General features: G+C 47.1%; 21 protein-coding genes and 1 pseudogene. 3 read left to right on the plus strand and 19 right to left on the minus strand.

What is annotated here, in order from left to right; translation table 11 throughout:
• Window positions 1–62 precede the first annotated feature (62 nt).
• The 12 genes and pseudogenes from yaaA (QVE09_RS12175) to QVE09_RS12240 all read right to left on the minus strand — a co-directional run bounded on the left by yaaA (QVE09_RS12175) (window position 63) and on the right by QVE09_RS12240 (window position 11,878).
• A complete protein-coding gene (gene yaaA, locus QVE09_RS12175) occupies window positions 63–815 on the minus strand; it encodes a peroxide stress protein YaaA (protein WP_315937021.1) in 753 nt (250 codons plus the stop codon).
• 213 nt (window positions 816–1,028) lie between these two features.
• Complete coding sequence (locus QVE09_RS12180; protein ID WP_192268650.1) at window positions 1,029–1,907, minus strand: prohibitin family protein; 879 nt, start codon at window positions 1,905–1,907, stop codon at window positions 1,029–1,031.
• Window positions 1,908–2,302: 395 nt separating this feature from the next.
• Window positions 2,303–3,023: pseudogene (gene yaaA, locus QVE09_RS31535) on the minus strand (peroxide stress protein YaaA).
• Window positions 3,024–3,171: 148 nt separating this feature from the next.
• Window positions 3,172–3,456 carry a DUF3139 domain-containing protein gene (locus QVE09_RS12200; RefSeq protein ID WP_074095744.1) on the minus strand — a complete coding sequence of 95 codons (285 nt, stop codon included), beginning with the start codon at window positions 3,454–3,456 and terminating at the stop codon, window positions 3,172–3,174.
• Between the two features lie 62 nt (window positions 3,457–3,518).
• The gene (locus QVE09_RS12205) at window positions 3,519–3,878 is read right to left on the minus strand and encodes a hypothetical protein (protein WP_315937024.1); all 360 of its coding nucleotides are present in this window, start codon (window positions 3,876–3,878) and stop codon (window positions 3,519–3,521) included.
• A 179-nt stretch (window positions 3,879–4,057) separates the two neighbouring features.
• Window positions 4,058–4,732, minus strand: coding sequence for a hypothetical protein (locus QVE09_RS12210; RefSeq protein WP_315937025.1), 675 nt, complete (start codon window positions 4,730–4,732; stop codon window positions 4,058–4,060).
• A gap of 231 nt (window positions 4,733–4,963) precedes the next feature.
• Window positions 4,964–5,620, minus strand: a complete 657-nt coding sequence (locus tag QVE09_RS12215) for a cell wall hydrolase (RefSeq protein ID WP_074096969.1) — start codon at window positions 5,618–5,620, stop codon at window positions 4,964–4,966.
• A 510-nt stretch (window positions 5,621–6,130) separates the two neighbouring features.
• Window positions 6,131–7,348: an MFS transporter gene (locus tag QVE09_RS12220; protein WP_074095747.1), complete on the minus strand. Its 1,218-nt coding sequence runs from the start codon at window positions 7,346–7,348 to the stop codon at window positions 6,131–6,133.
• A gap of 113 nt (window positions 7,349–7,461) precedes the next feature.
• Window positions 7,462–8,277, minus strand: coding sequence for a carbohydrate ABC transporter permease (locus QVE09_RS12225; protein WP_105599592.1), 816 nt, complete (start codon window positions 8,275–8,277; stop codon window positions 7,462–7,464).
• A gap of 49 nt (window positions 8,278–8,326) precedes the next feature.
• Window positions 8,327–9,199, minus strand: coding sequence for a carbohydrate ABC transporter permease (locus QVE09_RS12230; protein ID WP_017687487.1), 873 nt, complete (start codon window positions 9,197–9,199; stop codon window positions 8,327–8,329).
• 3 nt (window positions 9,200–9,202) lie between these two features.
• Entirely contained in the window at window positions 9,203–10,477 is a 1,275-nt protein-coding gene (locus QVE09_RS12235) for an ABC transporter substrate-binding protein (protein ID WP_315937026.1), read from the minus strand.
• 216 nt (window positions 10,478–10,693) lie between these two features.
• A complete protein-coding gene (locus tag QVE09_RS12240; RefSeq protein ID WP_315937367.1) occupies window positions 10,694–11,878 on the minus strand; it encodes an LLM class flavin-dependent oxidoreductase in 1,185 nt (394 codons plus the stop codon).
• A gap of 694 nt (window positions 11,879–12,572) precedes the next feature.
• Here QVE09_RS12240 and QVE09_RS12245 point away from each other — a divergent pair.
• Window positions 12,573–13,445 carry an AraC family transcriptional regulator gene (locus QVE09_RS12245; RefSeq protein ID WP_315937027.1) on the plus strand — a complete coding sequence of 291 codons (873 nt, stop codon included), beginning with the start codon at window positions 12,573–12,575 and terminating at the stop codon, window positions 13,443–13,445.
• Between the two features lie 257 nt (window positions 13,446–13,702).
• On the opposite strand, the gene QVE09_RS12250 is transcribed toward QVE09_RS12245, so the two are convergent.
• From QVE09_RS12250 to QVE09_RS12275, 6 genes are all read right to left on the minus strand, one after another.
• Window positions 13,703–14,626 carry a hypothetical protein gene (locus QVE09_RS12250; protein ID WP_315937028.1) on the minus strand — a complete coding sequence of 308 codons (924 nt, stop codon included), beginning with the start codon at window positions 14,624–14,626 and terminating at the stop codon, window positions 13,703–13,705.
• Between the two features lie 8 nt (window positions 14,627–14,634).
• Window positions 14,635–16,002: a nucleotide sugar dehydrogenase gene (locus QVE09_RS12255; RefSeq protein ID WP_315937029.1), complete on the minus strand. Its 1,368-nt coding sequence runs from the start codon at window positions 16,000–16,002 to the stop codon at window positions 14,635–14,637.
• Window positions 16,003–16,156: 154 nt separating this feature from the next.
• Window positions 16,157–16,960, minus strand: coding sequence for a response regulator transcription factor (locus QVE09_RS12260; protein WP_036614553.1), 804 nt, complete (start codon window positions 16,958–16,960; stop codon window positions 16,157–16,159).
• A 277-nt stretch (window positions 16,961–17,237) separates the two neighbouring features.
• On the minus strand, window positions 17,238–18,638 hold the full coding sequence (locus QVE09_RS12265; RefSeq protein WP_315937030.1) for a glycosyltransferase family 2 protein: 1,401 nt from the start codon (window positions 18,636–18,638) through the stop codon (window positions 17,238–17,240).
• Between the two features lie 22 nt (window positions 18,639–18,660).
• Window positions 18,661–19,869 carry a HEAT repeat domain-containing protein gene (locus QVE09_RS12270; RefSeq protein ID WP_091018251.1) on the minus strand — a complete coding sequence of 403 codons (1,209 nt, stop codon included), beginning with the start codon at window positions 19,867–19,869 and terminating at the stop codon, window positions 18,661–18,663.
• 26 nt (window positions 19,870–19,895) lie between these two features.
• Window positions 19,896–22,121, minus strand: coding sequence for a hypothetical protein (locus QVE09_RS12275; RefSeq protein WP_315937031.1), 2,226 nt, complete (start codon window positions 22,119–22,121; stop codon window positions 19,896–19,898).
• 857 nt (window positions 22,122–22,978) lie between these two features.
• Between QVE09_RS12275 and QVE09_RS12280 the strand changes: the two genes are divergently transcribed.
• Entirely contained in the window at window positions 22,979–24,223 is a 1,245-nt protein-coding gene (locus QVE09_RS12280; RefSeq protein WP_315937032.1) for a DNA polymerase IV, read from the plus strand.
• Entirely contained in the window at window positions 24,220–24,561 is a 342-nt protein-coding gene (locus tag QVE09_RS12285; RefSeq protein ID WP_315937033.1) for a YolD-like family protein, read from the plus strand. The genes QVE09_RS12280 and QVE09_RS12285 overlap by 4 nt, the downstream gene beginning before the upstream one ends.
• Window positions 24,562–24,790: 229 nt before the next feature.
• Here the strand turns inward: QVE09_RS12285 and glsA are convergent, their stop codons facing one another.
• Complete coding sequence (gene glsA / locus QVE09_RS12290) at window positions 24,791–25,717, minus strand: glutaminase A (RefSeq protein ID WP_397387043.1); 927 nt, start codon at window positions 25,715–25,717, stop codon at window positions 24,791–24,793.
• Window positions 25,718–25,801 lie beyond the last annotated feature (84 nt).

Raw genomic sequence — 25,801 nt, forward strand, 5'->3', positions numbered from 1 at the left:
GTTGGCGACTTTTAAGTGAATCAAATAGTTATCATTCTGGTACATGATCAGCGCACAGCAGGCTACTTTCCCTCTGCTTGTATGAATACATACGTACTCTCGTCGGATCGTTCTTCTGAAAAAGCGAAGTTAAGTCGATCAAAGTTTCTTACGTCCTTCACATCTGTAATCTTGTGTTCTGCCATATAACGTACCATTTCCCCTCTGGCCATCTTGGCCCAGGTTGCCTTTTCAACAAGCTTCCCATTGACGATTTGTCCGAATACGCATGTAATGAACCGGGTTTCCTCACTCAGAAAAGGCAGAATATTTTTGCTATACTCTTTAGAAGCCAGATTTAGGATGTAGTTGCTTTCTAATTGAAGCTGATCTGCGAGTTTGCTACCCCAGAATTGATAGAGCGTTTTGAAACCTGGACCTTGCAGCTTGCCCTGCATCTCCAAACGATAAGGGGTAACGCCATCCAAAGGCCGTAACATGCCATAAAAACCGGATAAAATACGTAAATTCTGTTGAAGATACGCCAGTTCCTCATTTTGAAAAACACCCGGAGCCATATATTGATACTGAATACCCTCATAAGAATATATTGCTGGTGTCAGATTTGCTTTAATATTCATATTCCGAATCCGTTCCACGTTCTGTTCGGCGATTGCATCGTTACACTTCCACATCGCTTTGAGTTCGTCATAGGATAACTCTTGAAGCAGACTCAATAGCTGTTCTGACTCGTTTATAAACTGCGGCATCTGCGCGATAGCCATAAGATCGGTATCAATCTTCATCTTTTTAGCTGGTGATATGATAATTCTCATCGTGCTAATCCATCCTTAATCTACCGTTGTTTTTGTCGTTATCCATTGTACAGGATTGGACAGGCGAATCCAATGCCAAGGCTTAACTAAATCCCTCAGAGTACCTTTGAAAAAATTCAAAATGAACAAGTCAGCCCATGATTGGACCGGCTTGTTCATTAGAATTCAACACATTAAATGGTGAGAAAGCAAGGCGCGCATTTCAAACCGCTATTAGGGAGATACGCTCCCAGCGCCGCTATTTTGCTCTGTTTTTGTAGTCGGCAATTGAATCATTGGCGTGTTGGACCCACTTACATATGGAAGGGCTCCATCCCATTTCTTGATGGTTTCATATTCAACGAGTTGACTCGATAAGGATTGTTGAAGCTCTTTATTGGCTTTAGCTTGACCTTCTGCTTCGATCAATAGTTTGTCTGCATTACCTTGTGCTTCCACGCGCTTGCGCTCTGCTTCCTTCTTGGCAATCTCAAGTTCAGTCGTTTTACGTTCCAGTTCTTGAGAAGCTTCAACACGCTTATCGATTGCTTCCTGAGTCTTAGCGTCAGGTTGAGGAACACCTACAGTAACGTTTGATACAATAAAGCCTAACTCTTTAACGTCATCAGAAAAACGTTGTTGCACGTCTACTCCTGCTTCGGATGACTTTTCACCATACACATCAATGACTGTAAACTTGGAGATACCTTTACGAGCTGCGTCACGGAAACGTGTTTTGAGATATGTATCCTCAATTTCTTGAATGCTAATTGGCCCAAATGTATTGAATATAGAAGATACTTTACTTGGTTCTACTTGGTAGTTGTAAGCAAAATCAATTGTGATGTTTTTCCCGTCAGAAGTAGCAATCTGAATATCTCTGTATTCCACCGTTTGAATTCGGATCGGATATTTCGTCACTTTATCAAACGCTCCAACAAGTTTCCACCCTTGACTCAGTGTACTATCTTTTACCCCTCCATTGGGTGAATATACGACCCCAACATATCCGTTAGGAATTCGTGTTAAAAAGAAGGTCACCAGTAATACTCCCACAATAATAACTAATGCAACCGCAATTGCCCCTACCCTAAACGTCTTTGAATTTTTCATCACCATTCTCCTCTTGTTTGAATTTATTGTATTTCTTCAAAATTCTACTACCTATTTTATTGAATAGCGGGAACATTAATGACCATAGAATAAATGCTAGGATAAAAATTAAAATGATTCCCCCAATAAATGGCATATTCGTCCTCCCCTCTATGGATGTAACCGAGTACAAATTTATAAATAGCAACTAATTATATCCTTCTTTATATATACTTTGTAAATTCATATTAGGTTTCAATGATATTCGGCGTCACTTCCTGTAGACCTCTGTAGGTACAACATATTCCGAATAAAACTGCCTTAGTCTAAAAAAAAAGAGCCATCGAATTATTTGATGGCATTTTACGAATGCGTAACCTATACGAACCAAAATTTATAAACCATTGTACAACAGGCTAATGTCCCTCTGAATATATAAATACATAAGTACACTCATCCGACTTCTCTTCTGAAAAAACAAAACCTAACCGATCAAAGCTTCTGATATCCTCCACATCTGTAATCTTCCGCTCAGCCATATATCGTACCATCTCACCTCTGGCCATCTTGGCCCGGGTTGCCTTTTCAACAAGTTTACCATCGACCATTTGTCCGAAAACACAAGTGATCATCCGGGTTTCCTCTTTCAGGAAAGGCGTGATGTTCTTGCTATACTCTTTGGAAGCCAGATTCAGAATACAATTGTTTTCAGATTGAAGTTGATCCGCCAACTTGTGCCCCAGAATTGATAGAGCGATTTGAAACCTGGACCTTGCAGCTTACCCTGCATCTCCAACCGATACGGCGTAACGCCATCTAAAGGCCGTAAAATGCCATAAAAACCGGATAATATGCGTAAATGCTGCTGAAGATACGCCAGTTCATCATTTTGAAAAACGCCCGGGCCATATATTGATACTGAATGCCCTCGTAGGCATAAATGGCTGGCGTAAGATTTGCTCTTATATTCATATTCCGAATCCGCTCCACGTTCTGTTCAGCGATTGCATCGTTACACTTCCACATCACTTTCAGTTCGTCATAGGATAACTTTTGAAGCAGACTCAATAGCTGTTCTGACTCATGTATAAATTGCGGCATCTGCGCGATAGCCATCAAATCGGTGTCGATCTTCATCTTTTTTAGCTGGTGATATGATAATTCTCATCGTGCTAATCCATCCTTAATCTACCGTTGTTTTTGTCGTTATTCATTGTACAGGATTGGATGGGTAAATCCAATGTTTTGCATATTATCCTCTATTATCTTAGTACGTATGATTGAATTATTCATGCGGATCAGGCGTCAGCTGAATCCATTCATCTGCTCTATAGTAGATATATTCCTGCGGATTGTCCTTGAATTTGACGACAACAGGATACATCGGCATTTTGCTTCGACGAGCAGTGATGCTTATAATCTTATTTCCATCTATTCCTTTTTCGGCGGTTAAATATGTTCTCAAGTCATCCTCCAGCTGCTTCATATCACTCTTATAAGAGCCATACCATGTAAAAGAAGCGATGACCACTAGTGCAACTATAACTAATGAGGTCTTTAGCAACTTCATTTCTACTCACCTCACTTAGCCTGTAATTTGTATTATCACTAATATTTCTGCCTGTAAAACAATTATTTAGTAACAATTATCTTCTCCGAGTTTCCTTCCCAATCAATCTGAACTAGAAATTCATTCTCATCCAAAAACGGGGACATCCCTTCAGCTTTTCCTCTGATTACATTATTAAAAGGTACTTCTCCTTTAGAATGAATATTTTCGCTCATAAATTTGTAATTAATTTTTTCGATTAATGAAGGATTATCTCCTAAGTACCTAATTTCATATTCATAGCTGGCTACATCGCTATTACTTTGAACTGTACATGAGACACGCCAATTCTCACTCTCTCCTGTATATGAAGTGACTTTGTTTGAACAAGCGGATGCTGTCAATAGAAGAAGAAAAAGCAAAAAAAACGATACTCTTTTCATATAAATCCCCCTTTATTATGAATTTCAAGAAGATTATAGTCACCCTTTTTTGCAGTAGCTCTCATCTTTTCAAATGTTAATCCTGTTATGGCAACACAGGACGAACCAGACTTTGACACAAGCAAATATACTATTGTAAAAAAGACTGTCGCATTTGTATGACAATCTGCCAAAGTGAACTATAACACTCCGTTCAAGCCACCGAATAACTGCCCTAGAACATTAAAATATATTATGATGAAAGACAATAATATAGATATTGGTAGTATAATCAAAAATTTAAGTCTACTTGTAGGAATAATAAATAATAGAACAATGGCCATGATTAGATATATTACCATAAGTATTGGGATCAAATAGTAATGAGTATGCTCGGGCAAGTAAGCGTCGCGCAATTGATACCCTTCGGACAGTAGAGCTGTGATTGGAAGGGATACAACTAAACTAGATACCCTTCCATTGCCACGTGCATACCACATCACATAAGCACACATTGGAGATACTACTGCACACATCCCCCAAAAAACAATTTCTCTCCTTGGAAAGAACTGCAGGAAAAACACGGTGTATAGGTAATAAACGGTTAGCAGCGACACAAAAAAGAAGAATACCTTAACTGCTGCTAGTTTAGGAGAACAACTAAAAACTGATATGAGTGTGGCAACAAAAATCCAAATACCTAGACGCCCACAAATCCCGTCAAATATAGGGTGAATCCCCTGAGCATCCACAAGCTTTGCCGCTAAACCTAAAATCAATCCGATCGTTATCGCACATACAATTGAAAAAACTTTTTGTTTAGTAGTTGATTGGTTTTCGACTCTAATTTGACTTAACTCATTATGTATTCCCACTTCAATCCTCCAACTTCCATAATTCCTATATTCTAACACAGTCGATCCAGCCTGTTCGATCTGTTCCTCAGAATAATTTTATTGATATTCCACTAAAACGGTTCTATGCACAATCCTCATTGCACAACCAAAATATAAAACAAACCCCGGTAGCACGTCTGCATTCAGCAGCGTACAGCCGAGGTTCACCATTATCATTTCAAATATTACACTACATATCTCTACTTAAACTTATCTCGTAAAATCATGCTGCCCAATGGTTAGTAGCGTCGGCCTGCTCTTACTCCATACCGAAGTGGCAATCTTCGGATTGTAATAATACAGCGCTCCATTCGTTGGATCAACGCCATTTAATGCTTTGCGTGCTGCCTTATAAGAGGTCGCCGTTGGCTTTGTATTGAACTGCCCATCGTCTATAGCCGTGAACTGCCCTTTCTGGAAAATGACCTTCGAGATCGATGATGGGAATAAATCCGAATGCACTCGATTCATGACAACTGCTCCTACAGCGACTTGTCCTTCAAAAGATTCTCCGCGCGCTTCACCGTGGATCAGCTTCGCCAACTGGCGTAACGTCTCGCCTTCGGCTTTGGCCTTTTTGTTCAGTCTGTTCAGTGTCGCCGGACCTGCAACGCCGTCTGCACTCAGCCCCTGTGCCTGTTGGAACTTGCGGACAGCGCCTTTGGTAATCGTACCGTAATATCCGGTCAATCCGGCGTCAAAGTACCCCAGATCACTTAATTGCTCCTGCAATTGCAGCACATGTTCGCTGCGAACGCCCTGTTCCAGCTTCTGCGCTCCCGCAGAAGGAGTTGCCACGGTCAATCCCAGAGTCAATGCGCAGGCACCTAGGAGCATGCTGACCCGCCCTGCTCTTTTGCCAGCCATTTTCCCCTTCCCATGAGTGACTTTCCGACTGACAGTGATGGGTTCCATGGTGTCAGCAAACGTTAATAGATCCAACTCCTCATTCGTGCTATCAACTGTAGTACGTTCATTACTGTTCATATGGCTAACCACCTTCATCTCTTTCATCTCACTCACGCTATCTAATTCAATTATCATATTCTTTTCATTCATTTCATTCGGTTGTTCCATTCCAATGTTGTTCTTCATCATACTATTAACCTCCACTTTTCTGAATCCAGATCCCACTTCTTCCCCCTGAATCCTCACGGATCTACATCCCGAGTGTCATTATAGGATATAGAAAAAATGAAGTCTATCGGACCGATGGAGCATGTAAAAATGAGTCTTGGACATAACAAAAAAAAGGCATGAGCCCATGGTCATATCAGGGTCACACCTCTTCTTGTATCAACCTTTTACCGCTTGTCCAGCCCCCATTTCCGTAGGCAGACAGACCCGCACAAAAGTTGCGCTTGAATATAATGACAATTACTCGGCGAGTTCTTGACCCTTCGTTTCCCGGCCCCAGAACAGTACAGCCGCTGCGCCAATGAGGATCGTCACGAAGAAAATCGTGAAAATCAGGCTGATCGCCACTTCGCGTTGAACCAGCATACCGACCATTAATGGAGCAAGTACCCCACCGATCCGGCCAACGGATGTGGCAAGACCCACACCTGTCGAACGAACAGAAGTCGGATACAATTCCGGGCTGTAGGCGTACAGACCACCCCAGGCTCCCAGATTGAAGAAGGAAAGACAGATTCCTGCGGCCAAGATCGTCGCTTCGGTTGTTGCCAGTCCAAACGCAATCGCACTGAATGCAGTCAAGGTAAGATACACAACAAGTACGAACTTGCGACCGTAACGTTCAATGAAGTACGCCGCGGTGAAGTAACCTGGCAACTGTGCGATCGTCATGATCAGCACGTATTGGAAACTTTTAACCAACGTAAATCCTTTTGCCATCACGACCGAAGGCAGCCACAGGAACATTCCATAATAAGAGAAAATGACAGTAAACCACAAAATCCAGAGCATCAACGTTGTACGGCGATGTGGTGCTGACCAGACGGTAGCCACTTTCTCGCGGAACGTGATTTTATGAAGCTTGGTATGATTCTTGTACCGCGGTGGGTCCTGAATGGCACGACGCAGATACAGTGCATAGAACGCCGGAAGTGCACCAATGGCAAAAGCAATTCTCCATCCGTACTCCGGGATGACAAAGTTGGCAATGAGCGCTGATACAATCCAGCCCCCTGCCCAGAAACTTTCCAATAATACAACGGCACGTCCGCGTTCCGCTGTAGGCATCGACTCCGATACCAGTGTGGATGCCACGGGCAGCTCTCCGCCAAGTCCAATCCCTGCAACCAGACGCAGTGCACACAACACGGCAAATCCAGTCGCAAGTGCAGACAGACCACTTGCAATCGTGAATATTAGCAAGGTCCACATCAGAATGGCCTTCCGTCCAAAACGGTCCGCAAGTGCACCTGCAAGCAAAGCACCGAGCGCCATACCGATCGAGTTAATACTCGTAAGCACCCCGACTTGGCCGGGACTGAGACTCCATTCCTTGGCGAGTGCAGCCACGATAAAGGAAATCATACCAACTTCCATCGCATCAAACAGCCAGCTCATGCCGGCACTGAACAGCAGCTTGCGCTGCTTGGGATTCCGTAATACTTCCAGTTTGCTCATCACTTATAGCTCCCTTGATCTCTATGTAGTCATTCTGACACTAAATCATTATTATGCAGAATGCCCCAGAAATCAATGCAAAATAAGCTTTTCCTTCCGATTTCTGCGATACCTCACCCCTTGAGTGAACCCGCTGTCAGACCGGCAACAAAGTAACGCTGGAGCAGAAGGAACAACGCAATCATCGGAATGGCTGTTACCAGCACCCCTGTAAGCATCATCGGATAGTTCGTCACGTATTCCCCGCGGAACTGCATAAGCGCGAGCGGTAACGTGAGCTTGGACTTACTGCTGAGCATCAGCATCGGAATAAGCAAATCATTCCATACCATGACGAGCAGAAACGTAGCCGTTGCCGCCAGCGAAGGTGCAGCCAGTGGCAGTGCAATCCGTGTATAGAGTCTCCACTCGCTGGCCCCATCCATACTGCCCGCTTCCAGAATCTCCGAATTGAGCATGCGCATGAAACCTGTCAGCATAAATACAGAGACAGGCATCAGCATCGCGGCAGATACCACAATCAGGCCCGTCAGACTGTCCGACCACCCGAGTGTACGCGTGAGAGAATAGATCGGCAGCATACTCACTTGGGAAGGAACGATCAACCCTGCTACGAACAGAGCAAACACAATTTTGCCTACACTGCCGCCCCAACGTACAATGGCGTAAGCGATCATGCTGCTAAGCACTAATTCAATTGCAACCGTACCCAGCGTCACAACCAGACTGTTCCCGAAATATTGCCACATCGGCTGATTACGGAACATGCCAGTGATATTATCCCACGTAAACGGGTCTGGCCAGCTGAACGGACTGGTGAAGAAGTTGCTGCTTGTTTTGAACGAGGATACAAATACAAAGTACAGCGGCACCAGAATCAGCAGCGCGTACACCAATAGGATCAGGCGATTGAACCATTTTAAAAACATGTGAACTCCCTTCTGCCTCGGTTGCAGGATGAATGCTCCAACATCAACCTCAATAACTTACCCGGTCGGCACGCAGTGCCTTGAACTGCAACAGCGTCAAGAGCGCGAGCAACACCAGGAAGATCATGGAACCGGCAGAAGCCAGACCAAATGAATAGCTGCCAAAGGCGGTATGATAGATATATGTTGTCAAAATTTCAGTTGCGTAATTCGGGCCTCCGTCCGTCATTGTGAAAATGAGGTCAAATGCCTTGAACGACTGAATGGTCGTATAGGCCACAACAATCGTTGCCGAAGGTGCCAGCAGCGGCCAGGTCACGGTACGGAATACCTGCCATTTGCTACCGCCATCCATGCGAGCCGCTTCGTACAGTTCTGCCGGAATGCCTTGCAGACCTGCGATGAATACAATCATCATCTGCCCGGCATGGGCCCAGACTTGTACCGCAGCAATGGAATAGATGGCGATCTTAGGATCACCAATCCAGTTGCGAGCAATACTGCTCATCCCGGCTTCATTCAATCCATAGTTGATCAATCCAATGGATGGATCATACATGAATGCCCAGATCAGTCCGACCGATACGGAGGAGAGAATCGCAGGCAGGAAATACAATGCCCGAAGCACAATGCGTGTCTTGGTATTGCGTACCAAGAGCAGGGCCAGGACAAGTGAAATAAAGGTCTGTGCAATAACAACCGTTAACATGAACTCCACGTTATTGCCAAAGGCTTTGCGGAATACGATGCTGCTGAGACTGTCCTTGTAATTATCCAGCCCTACAAATGCATACGACGGGGATACCCCATCCCAATCCGTAAAGGAGTAGAACAGCCCCGTCAATGTAGGAAATACGAACAATCCAACGTACAGCAGCAACCCGGGGATCAGAAACAGGGATAGCTGAAGACGGTTTTTCATCGTTTATTTCCCGATATGCTGATCAATGATCGCTTGTGCCTGCTGTGCTGCTTCTTCCGGAGAAGTGCCGCTCAGCACAGCCTGAATGGAGTTGGTTACTGCTTTTTGATTGTCTCCGTTCAAGATGGTGAACCGTGGCTGGAACACGGTCTTTTTGGTTGCCCATTCTCCGGCTACCTGAAGCTCAGGCGTGTCGTACTTCACATCATTCACCGTTACATTTTGTCCCGTTTGGTTGGCATAGTCACTCGCCACTTCCGGATTGCTCAGGAATTCGATGAATTTCTTCGCTTCTTCCGGATGTTTAGACTTGCTGTTCACGGCGAGCATGAATGTAGTCGTATGCACCCCTTCATACTTCGCTTGATCTGCACTTACCGTGATTGGTGCAAGCAGTTTTTGCTCCAGATTTGGATTCTGCTGTTTGTTCTGAGCCAATTGATACGATCCACTTGCCAGCATCGCTGCTTTCTCTTGGATAAACAGTGCGCCAGCCGCAGGGTCCTTCGTACCCAGTGCATCTTGCTGGAAGTAACCTTTATCGTTCAGTTCTTTGATTTGAGTCAACGTTTTCACCCAAAACTCATCTGTCAGTTTGGCTTCGCCCGCTTCTACTTTGGTAAAAATGTCGTCACTCGGTGCATTGTTCATCACCATCGTATTCATGAATTGCCCTGGGCCAATGTCAGCTCCGGCAAAAGCAATCGGAATGATGCCATTGTCCTTCAGCTTCTGGCAAAGTGCCAGGAAGCCTTCCCAATCGGTTGGTGGCGTCAAGCCGTATTGTTCAAACAGTTTTACGTTATAGATTGGATCGTTATATACGAGTTGATACGGGATCGCATATTGCTTGCCATCATGCTGTCCTGATTCAATCAGCTTTGAATTGTAGGCCGACAAGAACGATGATCCAGTCAGATCCGTGAACAATCCGGCTTTGGTAAAGGCTTCAAACTGTGCACCCGGGAAGGAAGCAAATACATCTCCTACCGAACCGTCACTGATTTTGGATTGTACGGTGGACTGGTATTGATCGGAGGGCAGTGTCTGCATCTCCACGTTGATGTTCGGGTTTTCTTTTTCAAATGCGTCAATAGTCTTGTTGAGTGCTTCGGAATCTTCTCCACGCCAGTGCATGAAGCTGATCGTAACTTTACCTGAACCCGAGGAGCCGTTCTCTCCAGATGACGCGTTATCCCCACCGCCGCAAGCTGACAGCAGGATGGACATCACCAGCATACTGACGAGCGGCAGGATCAATTTTTTATTTTTTTTCATGAAAGAGGACCTCCTGAGGATGATTGATATGTTAACTAAAGAATGTTTATACTGAACGCACTCCGATGACAGAATAACCTTCCGATCGCTGTTATCCCCAGATTTATTTGATTCCCTTTTATAAAAGGAAAAATCCGGGGATAAAGGCGAACGCTTCGCTTCTTCACGTTATTTCTGTCCTCTCCGTTTTCGTATAAAAAGATTAGTTGAACCTATTTAGTTAGTAGTAACTTGGTGCTGCTTCTGTCTTGTTTTCCATTTCTCGCGAATGATCGGCATCACGGTACGTCCGAAGATTTCTGCCTCTTCCAGATGCGGGTAACCGGACAGAATGAAGGTTGTTACGCCCAGATCTCCATATTCCATCAAGCGCTCTGCCACCTGTTCGGCTGTACCTACAATGAGGATCGCACCGCCGGAACGCACAACGGACAATCCTGTCCACAGGTTGGGACCTACGACAAACTGCTGCTTCTCGGACAGTTCCCGTAGCTCGTTCTGTCTGCGTTGGTTTGTTGCATCCGTCTCGGCAAAAGCAGCTTTGGCTTTCTCGATCGCTTCTGGTGGTACTTTGCTAATAATCTCCCAAGCTGCTGCCCATGCTTCTTCTTCGGTATCCCGAATGAGTACCTGAGCACGCATGCCGTAACGGATCTGACGATCTTGTCCCGTTTCCTCTTTCACCTGCTGACGAATGACCTCAATCTCTTCAATCTGCTCCTGAATCCAGTCATGAGGCTCGCCCCACATGAGGAACGTATCTGCATGTTCAACTGCTACCTTCTTGGCAATCGGAGAACTTCCTCCCAGATAGAATGGTGGATGCGGATTTTGCACCGTCTCCGGCATGCCTACCGGTCCTTTGAAGTTGTAATACTGGCCGTTGAATTCTGGATTGGGATCGCTGGCTGCATCTGCTCCAGATTTTGAACCACTTCCGGCAAATTCCGTCAGATTCAGTCCCGTCGATTGGGTCCATGAACGCTTCATGACTTCCATATACTCGCTCGCCCGCACATACCGTTCATCATGCGCATGTGCCAGTGGATCGCCGAGTTCCTCCAGATCGCGAACAGAACTGCCTGTCACCACATTGATCATGGCGCGACCACCAGAGAGCTGATCCAGTGCTGCTCCCATGCGTGCAGCGAGTACGGGTGTAACCAAACCCGGGCGAATGGCGACAAGGGGACGCAATGTCTTGGTGTGACTCATCACAGCCGAGCCAACTACCCATGCGTCCAGACAGGCTCCCCCTGTCGGAATCAGTACAAATTCGAATCCTGCCTTCTCCGCCGTCTGGGCCACATCGATCAGATAATCCAAACTTGGCTCCCGCTCCGGGGCAACCCCTACATACTTACCATCCCCTGCTGTAGGCAAAAACCATCCAAACTTCATATCTTCCTGTTCGCTCACAAAAGTCAATCCCTTCTATGAATAAATAAAGTCTCATGTTAAGAATAAGATCACTGTTCTGCCACTCCGCCGTTCCGGTTACGAATCGTTCTTACGATCACTGTTATCTCCAGATTTTTTGATTCCCTTTTCTAAGGGAAAATCCGGAGATAAAGGTGAACACTACGTTTCTTCAGAATCGATTTCGTCCCCTCCACTACGTTTGCACTCGTTTAAAACTTATTTTTAAAGTGTGCCTAATTTCTAACTCATTTTCAAAGTACACACCCAAATGCCGATTAATTAACTTGGTTTAATAGGTATGGACATCATAACAATTGATTTGTCTGTGAGCAATGTCATTTCGCGGCAATTTTATTTTGTCATTTTGTGGTCTTTTCTCAGATTTAGGTCTTCCCGATCTTGAATATGTATAAAACCCACCTGTATAATAGGTTTAAATACGTGTTCAAAAAGTCTGGTTTTCAGTACCGAGAAGATGGAATGAAGCTAGAAATGGAGTAGCGGAGCGTAGGAAAACTACGTGAGCAACGGACATTTCGGCTGAATTTCAGCTTCGATGTTGATGATGCCACTAGGCATGATTCGTAATCAAAAGTGGACTTTTTGAACTACATCTGTAAGCGAAACTTTTAGAATCTACAAACGATACTTATACATTAAAGAGGTGTTCCTGATGACCGAGAGCATGAAGGAGGACCACCATGAGTTTTTGGATATTATTTTCTTCACTCCATCTGAATTCGAGAAAGCTGGTGGCGCCTGGCCGATTCGCATCGGCCGTAATATAGCCAAGACCAACTATCATATTGGCCCGCGTACCACACCTTATCATTATTTGCTGTTTGTGCTAGAGGGGGAAGGTACATTCATACAGAATGGACAGCGTCATGCCCTTCGTGCCAGGGATGCGTTCTGTCTGTTTCCACATGTTACGCATGAATACTGGACGGACCCGGAGGACACATTGCAGAAAATATTTATTGCCTTTGATGGTGCATACGCAGCGGAACTGTTGTCTCGAATCGGACTTACACCCGACTCACCGTATCGTTCAGGTGTACTGACACCGGAGACTGCAAGTGCCATGCGCTCGTTCATGGAGGATGTTCGCAAACCGCAGGATGGAGCGAGTGATCTGGGACGACTCACCCGATTTCTAAATCTCTTTGACCGGATAGCCCGTTCCCCGGCAACAAAAGGATTGCAACCGGATTCGGCCACGCCTTGGCTCCAGAAAGGCAAGGAATACATGGATATTCATTTTGCAGGCGGCATCTCCGTGGAAGGTGTATCCGCTCATGCAGGTGTGGATCGAACCCATTTTGCCAAACAGTTCCGCAAAGCGTATGGTCTGTCCCCTGTGCAATATATCCAGCAATTGAAAATGAATCAGGCCAAACGTCTGCTCGTGCAGACGCCGCTAAGCTTAACCGAAGTGGCTCATTCCGTAGGTTACCCGGACTTGTTCTCCTTCTCCAAAGCGTTCAAAAAGCAAGTCGGTCTGCCGCCCAATCGCTATCGGACAGCGGAGAGCACGAAAGAGTAAGGGAGCGACCTTTCGCTCCCCAGACTATAATCCATGCCTCATGCACCACGCATTGTGTACGGTTAGGTAAGATGTCTCCTTTACCAAATTGCAATGGACTCCTGAGATTCGTATCCTGTACATCATGGTGCTGCAAAATCCAGCACTAATCCACCACCAAAAAAAGCAAGCCCCATCTACCCGGGACTTGCCTTCTTTCTATACTACAGTCTTGACGCACGTACTCGAAACCAGGAACTTTTTACATTGACGTAACGCTATTCCTTCTCCTCATTCTTACGCGCAAGCGGAATACCGTTCTCCTTGGCATACCATGCTTCATAATGATGCACAGCCACACCTGCAAAAGAAGAATGAGAGGTACCGAGATCAAACACCTTTGCCATCTCTTCATTCATATTGCTAACCGGTTTACGGAAAAAGGTCAGGTGATCCCCCTCGTGTGTATCCGCGAGTTCCGCTCCGATCCAGACTTTCTTGCCCAGATCATCCGCTTCGTCCAGTTCTTCCTTGGACAGATCATACATCTGCTGTCCACTGTCCCGGTAAGCCATAATGGCCACCGCATCGAAGTGGGAGATCACCCAGCGACTGAATGTACCCTCACTTTCAGCCGACTGACGGGCATCAAGCCAGAACGGAATGGCAGCGCTCATGTACAGTCCGGCATCCTCGCCGGCTTTTGTCCAGGCCTTCATGTTGTTCTGCCACTCTGCAATGACGCTGCTCTCCTCGTTCTCCCAGCGCTTCAGCTGATACGGCTCTACATCCAGTTGAATGCCTTCGAAACGTTCATTCTTGGCCGAAGCTGCATTGTATGCTCGTACTCGCTCGATAAAAGCAATTCCTTCATCCCGCTTCTCCTCATAGGCCCAGTCTGCATGACCGTTAAGTCCATGCACTTCAATCTCAGCCTGCCCTGCAGCCGCAATGAATTTGCGGTATGTTGCGTCAGGCACCTCATCCTGGATTTGCAGGAAGATGGTATCCACGCCCTGTTCTTTGGAAAAGGCAATAATCTCAGGCGTTTGTTCTGCAATAATGGACGCGTCCCACAGCCAGGTCGCTTTATGCTCCTCTGCCTGGAACCATTTGAACATCCAGGACAGAAGCAGCAGGCACAACACCACAGCCAGAATGGCCCATTTCGCCATACCCACCAGCTTGCCCCGTTGCCTCATATATTTCCTCAGACGAGCAACGCTTCACTTGGTTCAAGCACAGGATGCTGTACCGAGTGACCAATCTTGTAGATATGCGGATGTGTGTACGAACGGAATGCATTACGTGTATCCAGAATCGGCACACCCATCTCGGCAATATCAAAGTAAGGTAAATCGCTGTGGTTGGTGATCAGCACGATGCAATCGTACTTCTTGAACTGCTCCAGATTGAACACTTCGCTGTGAACGGTCTCGCCATGTTTGTCCTGGAAGGAATCCGCATGTGGGTCGTAGTAGCTTACGTTAGCTCCACTTTCCTTGAACAGTTCATATACTTCCAGTCCTGGTGATTCACGCAGGTCGGCAATATTCGGTTTGTACGACATACCGAGGAGCAGAATATTGGATTTACGTACGGATTTAGCGTATTCGTTCAGAATCGTTGACGTTTTGTTCAACACATAATATGGCATGTTGTCATTGGTAGATTGCGCCAGCTCAATGAATTTGCTATAGAAACGGAAACCTTTGGCCTTCCATGACAGGTACATCGGATCAAGCGGAATGCAGTGTCCACCGATGCCTGGGCCTGGATAGAATGGCATGAAACCAAATGGTTTCGTCGCCGCCGCGTCAATAACTTCCCAGATATCAATGCCCATACGGTCGCACATCATCGCCATTTCATTTACAAAGGCAATGTTCACACTGCGGAATGTGTTCTCCAGCAGTTTGGACATCTCAGCCACTTTTGGCGAAGATACTGGTACTACGGTTTCTACGTATTTGCTATACAGTGCTGTTCCGAGTTTCAAGCAAGCTTCGGTTGTACCCCCGATTACTTTCGGTGTATTAAATGTGGTGAAACGTCCGTTCGACGGGTCCACACGCTCAGGCGAGAAGCAGAGGAAATAGTCTTTACCTGCTTCTTGTCCGATCTTGTCCAGCTGCTGCTGGATCAATTCTTCGGTTGTACCTGGATAAGTAGTGCTCTCCAGCGTAATCAGCATGCCCGGTTTCATGTGCAGTTTGATCTGATCCACAACCGTCTCGATGTAAGACGTATCCGGGTCCTGATTCTCACTAAGCGGTGTCGGTACGCAGATACTGAGTGCGTCGATCACACGCAGCAAGCTGTAATCTGTCGTTGGCTGGAAACGACCGCTTTGCATTACTTTTTTCAACTCATCGGACGAAATATCGTGAATATAGGAATCTCCTTGATAGATACTTTCTACTTTGGTCGCATCCAGATCAATTCCGATTACCGTGAAACCTTGATTGACCATTTCCACGGCAAGTGGAAGTCCTACGTAACCGAGCCCGACGACGCCGAGTACAGCTTCTTTATTTTCAATCGCATTCAGTAATGTGTGGAATTGTTGATTCTCCATGATATTCCCTCCGGGCAGTGTATTTGGTAGTGCTTAAAATCCATATAAATAGATGAGTGTCTGTGCTCTAAATGTTGCTCTAATCTATCTGATTCATAGTGTAAAAAAAGCTCTTACTTTGCACTTCACACAATCAGCTTATTCAAGCCGTCTTCTAATGCAGGCAGCGTCTGATTCGAGCATCCAGCTCTACAGGTGAGAACGGTTTGGTCATGTAATCATCCACGCCGCTGCGGAAGCATTGACTGATCGTCTGCTCGACACGTTGCTCGGTCAACACGACAATTTTGGGTGGCTGCTCCATCTCCAGGTTCTGGATATGATGGATGAACGGCAGCCCATCGATACCATACAGATTCAGCTCCGTGAGCACCAGGTCTGGTGTGACTTTCTCGATCAACTCCAGTGCAGCCAGTCCATCGACGGCTTCATAGGTTTCATACCCCTGCATCTTCAACCGCAATTGCAGGAATTCGCGTACCGTAGGATCGTTATCTACAATCAAAATTCGTTCCGGCTCGTCCACCGTATTGTCTAGCGTGTAGATATGAATCTCCGACGAATCTACGAGCTTCGAGGATTCAGCCATATGCTGAATGGTTGCCTTCGAAGGGCGCTCCCCTTCCGGGAAACTGGCCAGTGTAATCTGTGGATCGGCACCGGGTACAGTCTCTTGCAACTCATGCTTGATTCGAAGTCCTTCATAATGAACTTCATCCAGTGACAACCCTGGCAGCAGGACGGCAATCGCCTGGGTAGCCCCATCCTTCCACACCTGGAAGGCAGACTCGCTCGTCTGCTCCAGATGTGTCCTGACCTGCTGCTCAGGTTGAGAGTTTCCTGCACAATGGATGAACATTAAGCCGCATGTTTCGGCACCCGTTTCCTTCAATCCCTGTTCTACACTTCGGTACACATTAACGGCAGCCTCACGCTGCAATGTCGCCGTATTTGGCATGTTCTTTTCCACCCTTCTCCTCGATTATCTATATAAGTCCAAAAAAATATTATTTACACTGACACTCCGATGACAGAACAACCTTACGATCACTGTTATCCCCAGATTTTCTGATTCCTTTATACAGGGGGAAATCCGGGGATAAGCGTATGCTTTCGATGCAGCTTTCTTTCAGAAAGCTTTTAGGCGCACGCTTCGCTTATTCAGGTTATTTCTGTCCTCTCCGTTATCGTGTAAATGTTTAGTTGGACATATAATTGCTTTGATTATTCTTTAATCAAGCGGCTTCGCTTGTTTTCTTCTCATCCTCGGACCAGCTTTGACGTGTCATGGTACCCCATGAGTTGTTGTTTTGCATGAACTGCACATGTCCCTGCAATCTCCACAGTACGCCGAGCTGATGGTAACCCACGAATTTCAGCGCGGAGTAGACCAGCATTTTGACCAGATCGGAGAGTTTGTTGTAACGCTTGAATGCAATCTCCTCCAGGACAAGTGCGCCTACACTCAGCAGATAACCACTCACAAAGTTCAGCAGTCCGAACAGAACCAGAATCGGCCATTGTGTCATATCCAGAAGCACATATCCGGTGAGAGCCAGAAGTCCGGTAATCCGGAAATACGGATTCAGCGCTTCAAAAAGGACGTTATATGGCATGGTCACCATACCCATAACCTTATATTTCGGATTGAACAACATGCCGCGATTCTCGATCATATTCTTCAGATTCCCACGGCCCCAGCGCTTGCGCTGACTGGACAAGATCCGGTAGGAATCCGGTGCCTGTGTCCAACATACGGCCTCAGGACAGAAGGCAACGCGATACTTCAATTTGTTTTCCAGCATATAACGGTGAAGCTTGATGATGATGTTCATGTCTTCCCCAGGATAACCATCCCGGTATCCGCCTACGGCGATTACTGCGTCCTTGCGGAACATGCCGAAGGCACCGGAGACAATGATCAGACCGTTCATGTGACTCCAGCCAATCCGTCCGCCCAGGAAGGCTTTGAGATATTCTATCGACTGGAACATGGGCCAGATCTTGCGTGGCAGCGATACATCTTGCACTGCCCCGTTTTCAATTTTGCAGCCATTGGCGATCCTTACATCTCCACCGATGGCTACCGTCTCTTCCGGATTCTCCAGATACATGCGTGCCATGCGGATCAGGGCATCCTTCTCCAGCAACGAATCAGCATCAATGGAAGAGATCAGTGGATAATGGGACAGGTTGATCCCGGCATTGAGGGAATCGGCCTTTCCGCCATTTTCCTTATCAATGACATACAGATCAGGGAACTCTGGATTATGGTAGATCCCACGAATTTTCTGACAGGCGATCTTGCCCCGAATCTTCGTATTGGGTACTGGCTTCAGACGATATTCTTCCAACAGGATCTTCAGCGTGGCATCACTGGAGCCATCATTCACAACAATGACTTCATACGTTGGATAATTCAGCGTCATCAGGCAGTTCACATTTTCAATAATCGTCAGTTCCTCGTTGTACGCCGGTACCAGCAGAGAAACGGAAGGCACCAGTTCCGAGCCTGACAATGTATTGTATTTGGAATAATGCGACCGCCGGAAGATCGTCCAGATGTTACGGAACGATAAGGCCAGTATGGAAAAATAGAGCGTATTTACAAAAACAACATAGTAGATTGCGACCATGCCGTAGATTAATAGTAGATCCCTAAGCAGTGTAATCCCCTCCTACCGTAGCGACACCTGTGCGTTTCTTGCTGGTTCTGTTCTCTCGGACAGGGCCGAAATAGCGATCGTACAGCAGTCTTTTTTTGTTATGTGCAATCATCTGCTCTACAGCTCTGTCATCGGTTCTCGTATGCTGCATGGTGCTCTCAATCTGCTGCATCGCAATCTCGCGTTCAGCAACTGTACCTTGCACCGCAGCCTGACACAGCGCTTCGAATCCCGGTTCACCGAGCTTGCTCAGACTCTCCGCACTGTTATATCGAACTCTCCAGTCCTCATCCCGCAGCGCTTTGCGCAGCAATGGAATACTGCCAGATGCATGTTTCGAACCAAGCGCTTGTACCACTTCGGCGCGAACTTCCGGATCGGGGTCCTGGATCAGCTTCAGAATGGTCTCATCCCGGAGTGCCGGACTTGCGCTAAGATACAGCTTCACCGCCTCGGCACGTACATCCTGATGTTCTGCGCCTACCAGTCTGTCGAGTGCAGGCATCACTTCAGGTACAGCTTGTCCCCACATGGCAACCAGTCCGACTTTGACAAAATCAGGATTCCGGTCTTCCAGCAATTCAATTAGAATTCTGCTCGTATCCAGACTCGTTTCGAGCAGAATATCTGCAGCCAGATGGTGAATGGATTTGCCTTTGGTTAACAGCAATGCCAGCATGTCTTTCAGTTCACCTTGGCGGGTCGTACACCTGGAGATAGAACGACCAATCATAATGGCCATCGGGCCCGGTTTCTCATCCTTCAGCAATTCCATCAAACCCGGAACGGCTTCGGGACAACGCATGCCACCCAAGCGATACGCAGCATCGATCTGGCGACCGTAACGCAGACGGCCCAGTTCCTTCAGATCATGCTCTACGAATCCTGCTTCACGGCACAGTGCAATTAATTTGTCGCGATATTCACCCTTGAACTGGTCGATCCATTCAATCAGCCTGTCCTGAATGACTCTGCGTTCCAGCGGAGCCAGTTTGCCTGGTGGCAGTTTGAGCGGACTATTCTCGGTCAAGGCTGTTTGCAGATAGGTGAAGTAGTCACGCTGTTTCAATTCATAAAACGCCGTCTTACGTCGTTTGCCGTTGTGGGACATTTTCATGGCAAACAATACGATGACGCCTACAACAACAAGTGCGATACAGATGTACAAAAACAGATAGGCCAAAGCCAAACTTGGAAACATGTGAAAAGGTCCTCCTTTATACTTATTTATTCGATCTGAAAACTAGGGATTTTTTCATAGCTCTTCTTCATTTTTTCGTAGCTTAGCTTCAGGCGTTCACTATACTGAACCTGCTCCCAAGGCTGCCAGCTATATACGGGCAAAGTCTTCAGATCCAGCGTCGTCTGTTCACCCCCAGGCCAAGATACTTTCTTCGTGGCGCGGTCCGTTAACCACGGAATGAGGGTAACGCCTTCCACAGCAACTGTGGAGAACTCACGTCCATTCTTGAGCGCTCCATAGTCGATCGCTTGCAGCGAACTCGGATCACCGAACCCAAGCAGCATCCAAGGAATTCGCATCTCTACTTGATTGCCGTTATACTGCCATGATGTTAATGAATCCGTATCAGGCTGGCCGGGAGCCGTCGTTCCTCGCTTCAATGTTCCGACCTTTTCATTCATGAACGGTTGAGCAGATCGGGTATCCGGCGGTGTCATCCTCAGGCTGACTGCCAGATTCCATGGGTGGAACGGATCTGTGGAATCTGACTGCTGATCTGGCAGCATGTCGTATCCTTCCTTGCCGTACAGACGCTGATTAAAGTCATAATCCTTGGCAATCTCCACCTGTGATTCTTCATCCTGCCCCAGTGTAATCACTGTCTCAAGACCATCACTGAGTGTCCGGCCCGGGAGTAACTTGTCAGGCTGACTGCCTCCAGCAAGTGTATCTGTGCCAATTCGCAGCACTGTCTTCTCCGGGTCAAACGGTTGATCCAAGGTCAGCCCAATATACAGATAGGCTTCATCATGGGTCATCTTCATTTCCTGAATGCCGTCCACTTGGCCCTGCCAGGTCGTGACCTCTTCATCCTTCAGATCATCCCAGTCATCCAGTGATCCGTCGATGGTCAACTGTTCCTGTTTACCGGGGTCCATGGCAAGCAGACCAAACATCTTCTCGTTTGTCAGTACGTTCAGCCAATATGCACGGCGATCAGCCGGGATTTCCAGCGGCATCGTGTTCCATGTTTTTTTGAACCATTCATCCTGCCACATGAACACAATCGCTCCCGAGTATCCTTCATCATAGATATCCTGCGTCAAGGACGCGTCAATATCTCCCTGCTCTACTTCGTTATGTCCACCCTGATTCCGTCCACCCATACCCAGATGGGAAATACCAAGGGAAGAGGGTACGCCATACTCTGTAATCATTAAAGGCATATCGGAAAACTCGGCTTTGAGCTTGCGCAGATAACTTTTGTACGTGTTGTACTCACCGTTCTCATCTTTGATCGTTTGGAGTGTCTTATCGATATGGAACAGATCCGGGTAATACGGGTACACATGGTAGGCCGCAAAATAACCTCCCTGCCATGCCTCCGGCTGAATATGTCGGGCATCCACACTGACGAGATCCTCTTCATACAGCGGCTCGCCGGGATGATCCAGCACATCGGTGGTTACCCAGTTGGTGAAGGTCATCGGATGCTCCCATCCATAATTCTTCTCCAAGGCCGCCGTATGATCCAGCAGTTCTGCAAGCCAGTTCTCGAACGGTGACGCTTCTGGACTTGCCGAGAAATAAGCTCCCTTGTACTGTGGTACGTCCGCATGTTTCGCGTTCGTGTTGTCTACCATCGCCGGGTCCCATTCCGTCCCCAAATGCCAGGCCATCAGGTATTTTCCTGCATTCGTTTTGTATTTGCCGCTGGACTCTCCCTGCTTGGCAGGAATGTCCGCATCGCCATAGACAGCAGATACGGCCTTTTCAATCTCCTGCTTGAACGTCTGCTCAATATGGACTGCATAGGCATCCTGTTTCTCAATCAGCTCTTCTTCAGGTGACCATATGCCCTGTATAAAATATAACGGTTGCTCCCGGCCGCGGTTATATTCGACTAATGCGGAGTAGAAAATCGGTTCGTGAACCGTGTATACCCGGATTACATTGGCTCCCAGATCCTCGATCTGCTGGAACCACCGCAAGTAATCCTCTTTGGTCAGCGGGAATTCTCCCGGGTAATGCCCCGGTGAAGTTGCGCCCAGGTTGACACCTTTGACGAACATCTCCCTCCACGCTCCATCTGGCCCGTATTCCATGAACCGGTCTCCATCGGTCTTGAATTTCATCTCCGTGCCGTTCTCCGCTGTGTACGTAACGAGCTTGGGTTGCATATAGTGCCATCCGGCAAATATCCCACCGGTCACCACCACTGCTCCTGTCAACACCGTTAATAGCCAGCGTCTTCGTCTTTGTCTGCTCATGTCTTTAGATTGCTCACCTCTCTAATATGCATCCTGCTTCAACATCGAATGGTCCAACATGAAGTTTACGAATCTTTCCGCTTCGGATGTCCGCTTGGTAGAGATGTCAGCGGTGTAGTTCTCACTATAGCGCTAAGACTCTGCATTTGTAACTAGGCTGATGGAAGCAAACATGAAATGGAACATTCTGCCCATAATTCGTAAAAAGCGCCATCAACTAGCACCCGAAAGCCTCCAGGATACGTCTGATTCCCAAACACTAATATTTGCTAAAATCGCATGGATTAGATGCCCAGTTGATCTTGCACTTCTGGAACCTTTATTGTTATGTGCAACGCGGGTACAGGCAACGTTTGCCGTTTGAACACATACCCCATTAAACGCGAGTTATATTTTAAAGTTGCGGGCCTTTTTACAGTATTAACCATAAAGATTACAAAATTGATACTATAGTCCGATAACGCATCAGCGATATTCCGCGTCACATCAAGGTTTTCTGAAAAATGCAGAAAATCAAAAAAGGACATCAGTCCCCCTCTATAGGACTGTGCCCATTTATAACCTTTTTACAAAAACCTAAATGAACGCCCGGTCATCACCCAGAGGTCATGGATCTCTCACATTAAATGTAAAAAAGCACATCTTATTTCCTAATTCCTGCCTCTAATACAGCTAACCAATAATTGTGTCCAATTTGCAAAATAATTCCGGTTGCTGCATTTCGAATTGTCGGATATGCTTATAAAACAAGAACACTTGTTCCATGCTGTAAATAAACTGTTAATTATCGATGTTCAAATGAAAATAATTGCTTCTTAACATAATAGCTTAGCATCACGAATAAGGAGAGAAGTCTTATGCCTCGCCAAGACAGACGTGTCATCATGCTGGCAGACTGCCAGTCATTCTATGCCAGTGTGGAGAAGTCTGCACACCCCGAATATAAGGACCGCCCCCTCGTTGTCGCGGGAGATCCGGCGCGCCGTTCGGGTATTATTCTTGCGGCCTGTCCACTCGCCAAGTCCTATGGAATTACGACAGCAGAACGACTGGGCGAAGCGCTCGCCAAATGTCCGGATGTTGTTGTTGTTCGCCCCCGGATGGCCGAGTACATTCGGGTGTCCCTTCATATTACACGTATCCTTCAGTCTTACACCGATCTGGTGGAACCCTATAGTATTGATGAACAGTTTCTCGATGTCACCGGAAGCCTGGATCTGTTCGGCAGTCCCGAGACGATTGCGCGCAGCATTCAATCCAGGGTGATGGAGGAGACGGGTGTGTACATTCGAATCGGTATCAGCGATACCAAGGTCGTTAGCAAGATCGCCTGTGATCTGTATGCCAAAAAAGTCCCTGGAGGCATCTGCACGCTGCTTCGCAAAGATCTGCCTTCAACCATCTGGGAGAAGCCTGTGCGAGACATGTTCATGGTTGGTTCCCGCATGGCGCAGCATCTCTACAAGATGGGCGTGCATACGATCGGTGATCTGGCCCAGACCCCACTGTCCCGACTGAGAGAACGTTGGGGTGTGAATGGCGAGGTATTATGGCGTATCGCCCGCGGTATTGATGATTCCCCGGTCAAACCTGGGACATATGCTCATCAGCAGCAGGGAATCGGACATCAGATGACGCTGCCCAGGGACTATGACTCCTGGGAAGATATCAAAGTGGTACTGCTTGAACTGGCGGAACTCGTCAGTCGACGTTCCCGGGACAAATCACTCATGGGCCATGTGGTCTCGGTTGGATGTCGCGGACAGGATTATGATCGGCCAACCGGTTTCTCCCGCCAGATGAAGGTGAATGAACCCACCAACATTACGGATGAAGTATACGATGCGGCAGCAGCTCTGTTCCTGCGCCATTGGGACGGATTACCCATCCGCCGCATCAGCGTGTCATTGACCGGACTTGTGCCTGATTCTGAAGTGCAGCTGTCCTGGTTCGATGACCGCGAACGCAAAAGAGAATTGGAACGTGCCACGGATGATATTAAGCGCAGATACGGAGATACTGCCATTATGCGAGCATCCTCCCTCTGCTCGTCCGCCCAGGCACAGGAACGTTCTCATAAAATTGGAGGTCATTATAAATGAGTAAAAAATTGCAGCAAAACGGTATCTTTGAGTCCTCACGCATGATGCTCCCTGAACACCGGGAAGCCTATATTCTTCATCAGGAACAACTTGCTCCTCGTACCCGCCCATCTCTGGATGCCCAGGCGGCAGAAGAAATGTCCCGGTTACTCAGCAACTCGATGATGCTTGGAGATAAGGTCACTATTACGTTGTTTCACGAACATGACGATATCCATTACACCGGTCAAGTGCTTCGGCTGGACCGTCCTGCCCGTACCCTCAGACTACTGATGGAAGACGGGTCCCGGGATATTCAGATGAACCTCATTACAGATGTGGCGCTTGCCTATGACTGAATTAATGACTCAAGGCGTATATACCCACCCCGATGTTGTGGATGTTCCATGATAGATGCAGCGTAGCCGTTGCCATGCGGGACTGCCTTCCTACACATCCTGATGAATACCAAAAGCAGCCGACGAGACATATCCGGACCATTCACTTCGTTCAAAAGAAGCAAAATATCAGATACGTGATTCATCGGCTACATATAAGGGTAAAGCTTCTTTTTTTCTGAAAAACTTCTTAGAAAAAGCTCCAGTCGAATTCCTTGGATAGACGCTCGAGCAGATGCACGCCGGCAATACTGTTGCCTTTGCGATTCAGAGCCGGGCCGACAAGACCTATGCCGAATTGTCCCGGCACAAGGGTCAATATCCCTCCGGATACACCACTCTTGGCGGGCAATCCCACCTCGATTGCAAATTCGCCTGACGCATTGTACATACCACAGGTCGTCATGAAGGTTTTGGCAATCTGTACATAACGACGAGGAATAAGTTCGTTGCCCGTAATCGGATCTGTTCCATCATAAGCCAGAACAAGTGACATTCGTGCCAGATCAGCACAGGTAACTTCAATAGAGCAATGACGGAAATACACGGCAAGTACATCTTCCACGTCATCCTTGATCACACCATTATGCTTCAGGAAATAACCAAGTGAACGGTTCAGGTGACCGCTCTCCGATTCGGACTGGAATACCTCTTCGTTGTAGCCCAGCTGTTCATTATTCGCCAGTTTGCGGAAAAACTCCAGAATGCGGCGTGATTTCTCTTCCTTGCAGTCTCCTCCAACGAGCGAGGACACCGTAATCGCACCCGCATTGATCAGAGGATTGAACGGAATTCCGGGTTCAACCAATTCAAGCTTGATCATCGAATCGTAATCGTCGCCTGTCGGTTCTTTTCCTACATTAAAGAAAACCGCTTCTTCCCCATGATCCATCAGGGCCAGAATAAGGGTGAATACTTTGGAGATACTTTGCATCGTAAATGGGACACCGCAATCCCCTGCCGACACATGGTTCCCTTCGGCGTCCATGATATGTATACCAAGCTCATCCTGAGAGGCTTTGACAAGCTCCGGGATATAAGAGGCCACCTTACCCTGCCCGGTGTGCAAACGACTGGTCTCCAGCCACTCCGGCAGCAATGCATTCAGACGTTCCATGGTTGAATTGCTCACATCTCATCTCCTCCACCTCTATATATATAAACATCTTGCATGAAATGTGGATGGGTGGACTCCCATGAT

The sequence above is a fragment of the Paenibacillus sp. ClWae2A genome, from assembly GCF_032452295.1.
Taxonomy (GTDB): domain Bacteria; phylum Bacillota; class Bacilli; order Paenibacillales; family Paenibacillaceae; genus Paenibacillus.

Excerpts from the sequence above, each read along its gene's own strand:
- yaaA (WP_315937021.1), bottom strand. The coding sequence starts at position 815 with ATGAGAATTATCATATCACCAGCTAAAAAGATGAAGATTGATACCGAT.
- QVE09_RS12180 (WP_192268650.1), bottom strand. The coding sequence starts at position 1,907 with ATGAAAAATTCAAAGACGTTTAGGGTAGGGGCAATTGCGGTTGCATTA.
- QVE09_RS12200 (WP_074095744.1), bottom strand. The coding sequence starts at position 3,456 with ATGAAGTTGCTAAAGACCTCATTAGTTATAGTTGCACTAGTGGTCATC.
- QVE09_RS12205 (WP_315937024.1), bottom strand. The coding sequence starts at position 3,878 with ATGAAAAGAGTATCGTTTTTTTTGCTTTTTCTTCTTCTATTGACAGCA.
- QVE09_RS12215 (WP_074096969.1), bottom strand. The coding sequence starts at position 5,620 with ATGGCTGGCAAAAGAGCAGGGCGGGTCAGCATGCTCCTAGGTGCCTGC.
- QVE09_RS12220 (WP_074095747.1), bottom strand. The coding sequence starts at position 7,348 with ATGAGCAAACTGGAAGTATTACGGAATCCCAAGCAGCGCAAGCTGCTG.
- QVE09_RS12225 (WP_105599592.1), bottom strand. The coding sequence starts at position 8,277 with ATGTTTTTAAAATGGTTCAATCGCCTGATCCTATTGGTGTACGCGCTG.
- QVE09_RS12230 (WP_017687487.1), bottom strand. The coding sequence starts at position 9,199 with ATGAAAAACCGTCTTCAGCTATCCCTGTTTCTGATCCCCGGGTTGCTG.
- QVE09_RS12235 (WP_315937026.1), bottom strand. The coding sequence starts at position 10,477 with ATGAAAAAAAATAAAAAATTGATCCTGCCGCTCGTCAGTATGCTGGTG.
- QVE09_RS12240 (WP_315937367.1), bottom strand. The coding sequence starts at position 11,878 with ATGAAGTTTGGATGGTTTTTGCCTACAGCAGGGGATGGTAAGTATGTA.
- QVE09_RS12245 (WP_315937027.1), top strand. The coding sequence starts at position 12,573 with ATGACCGAGAGCATGAAGGAGGACCACCATGAGTTTTTGGATATTATT.
- QVE09_RS12250 (WP_315937028.1), bottom strand. The coding sequence starts at position 14,626 with ATGAGGCAACGGGGCAAGCTGGTGGGTATGGCGAAATGGGCCATTCTG.
- QVE09_RS12255 (WP_315937029.1), bottom strand. The coding sequence starts at position 16,002 with ATGGAGAATCAACAATTCCACACATTACTGAATGCGATTGAAAATAAA.
- QVE09_RS12260 (WP_036614553.1), bottom strand. The coding sequence starts at position 16,960 with ATGCCAAATACGGCGACATTGCAGCGTGAGGCTGCCGTTAATGTGTAC.
- QVE09_RS12265 (WP_315937030.1), bottom strand. The coding sequence starts at position 18,638 with ATGGTCGCAATCTACTATGTTGTTTTTGTAAATACGCTCTATTTTTCC.
- QVE09_RS12270 (WP_091018251.1), bottom strand. The coding sequence starts at position 19,869 with ATGTTTCCAAGTTTGGCTTTGGCCTATCTGTTTTTGTACATCTGTATC.
- QVE09_RS12275 (WP_315937031.1), bottom strand. The coding sequence starts at position 22,121 with ATGAGCAGACAAAGACGAAGACGCTGGCTATTAACGGTGTTGACAGGA.
- QVE09_RS12280 (WP_315937032.1), top strand. The coding sequence starts at position 22,979 with ATGCCTCGCCAAGACAGACGTGTCATCATGCTGGCAGACTGCCAGTCA.
- QVE09_RS12285 (WP_315937033.1), top strand. The coding sequence starts at position 24,220 with ATGAGTAAAAAATTGCAGCAAAACGGTATCTTTGAGTCCTCACGCATG.
- glsA (WP_397387043.1), bottom strand. The coding sequence starts at position 25,717 with ATGGAACGTCTGAATGCATTGCTGCCGGAGTGGCTGGAGACCAGTCGT.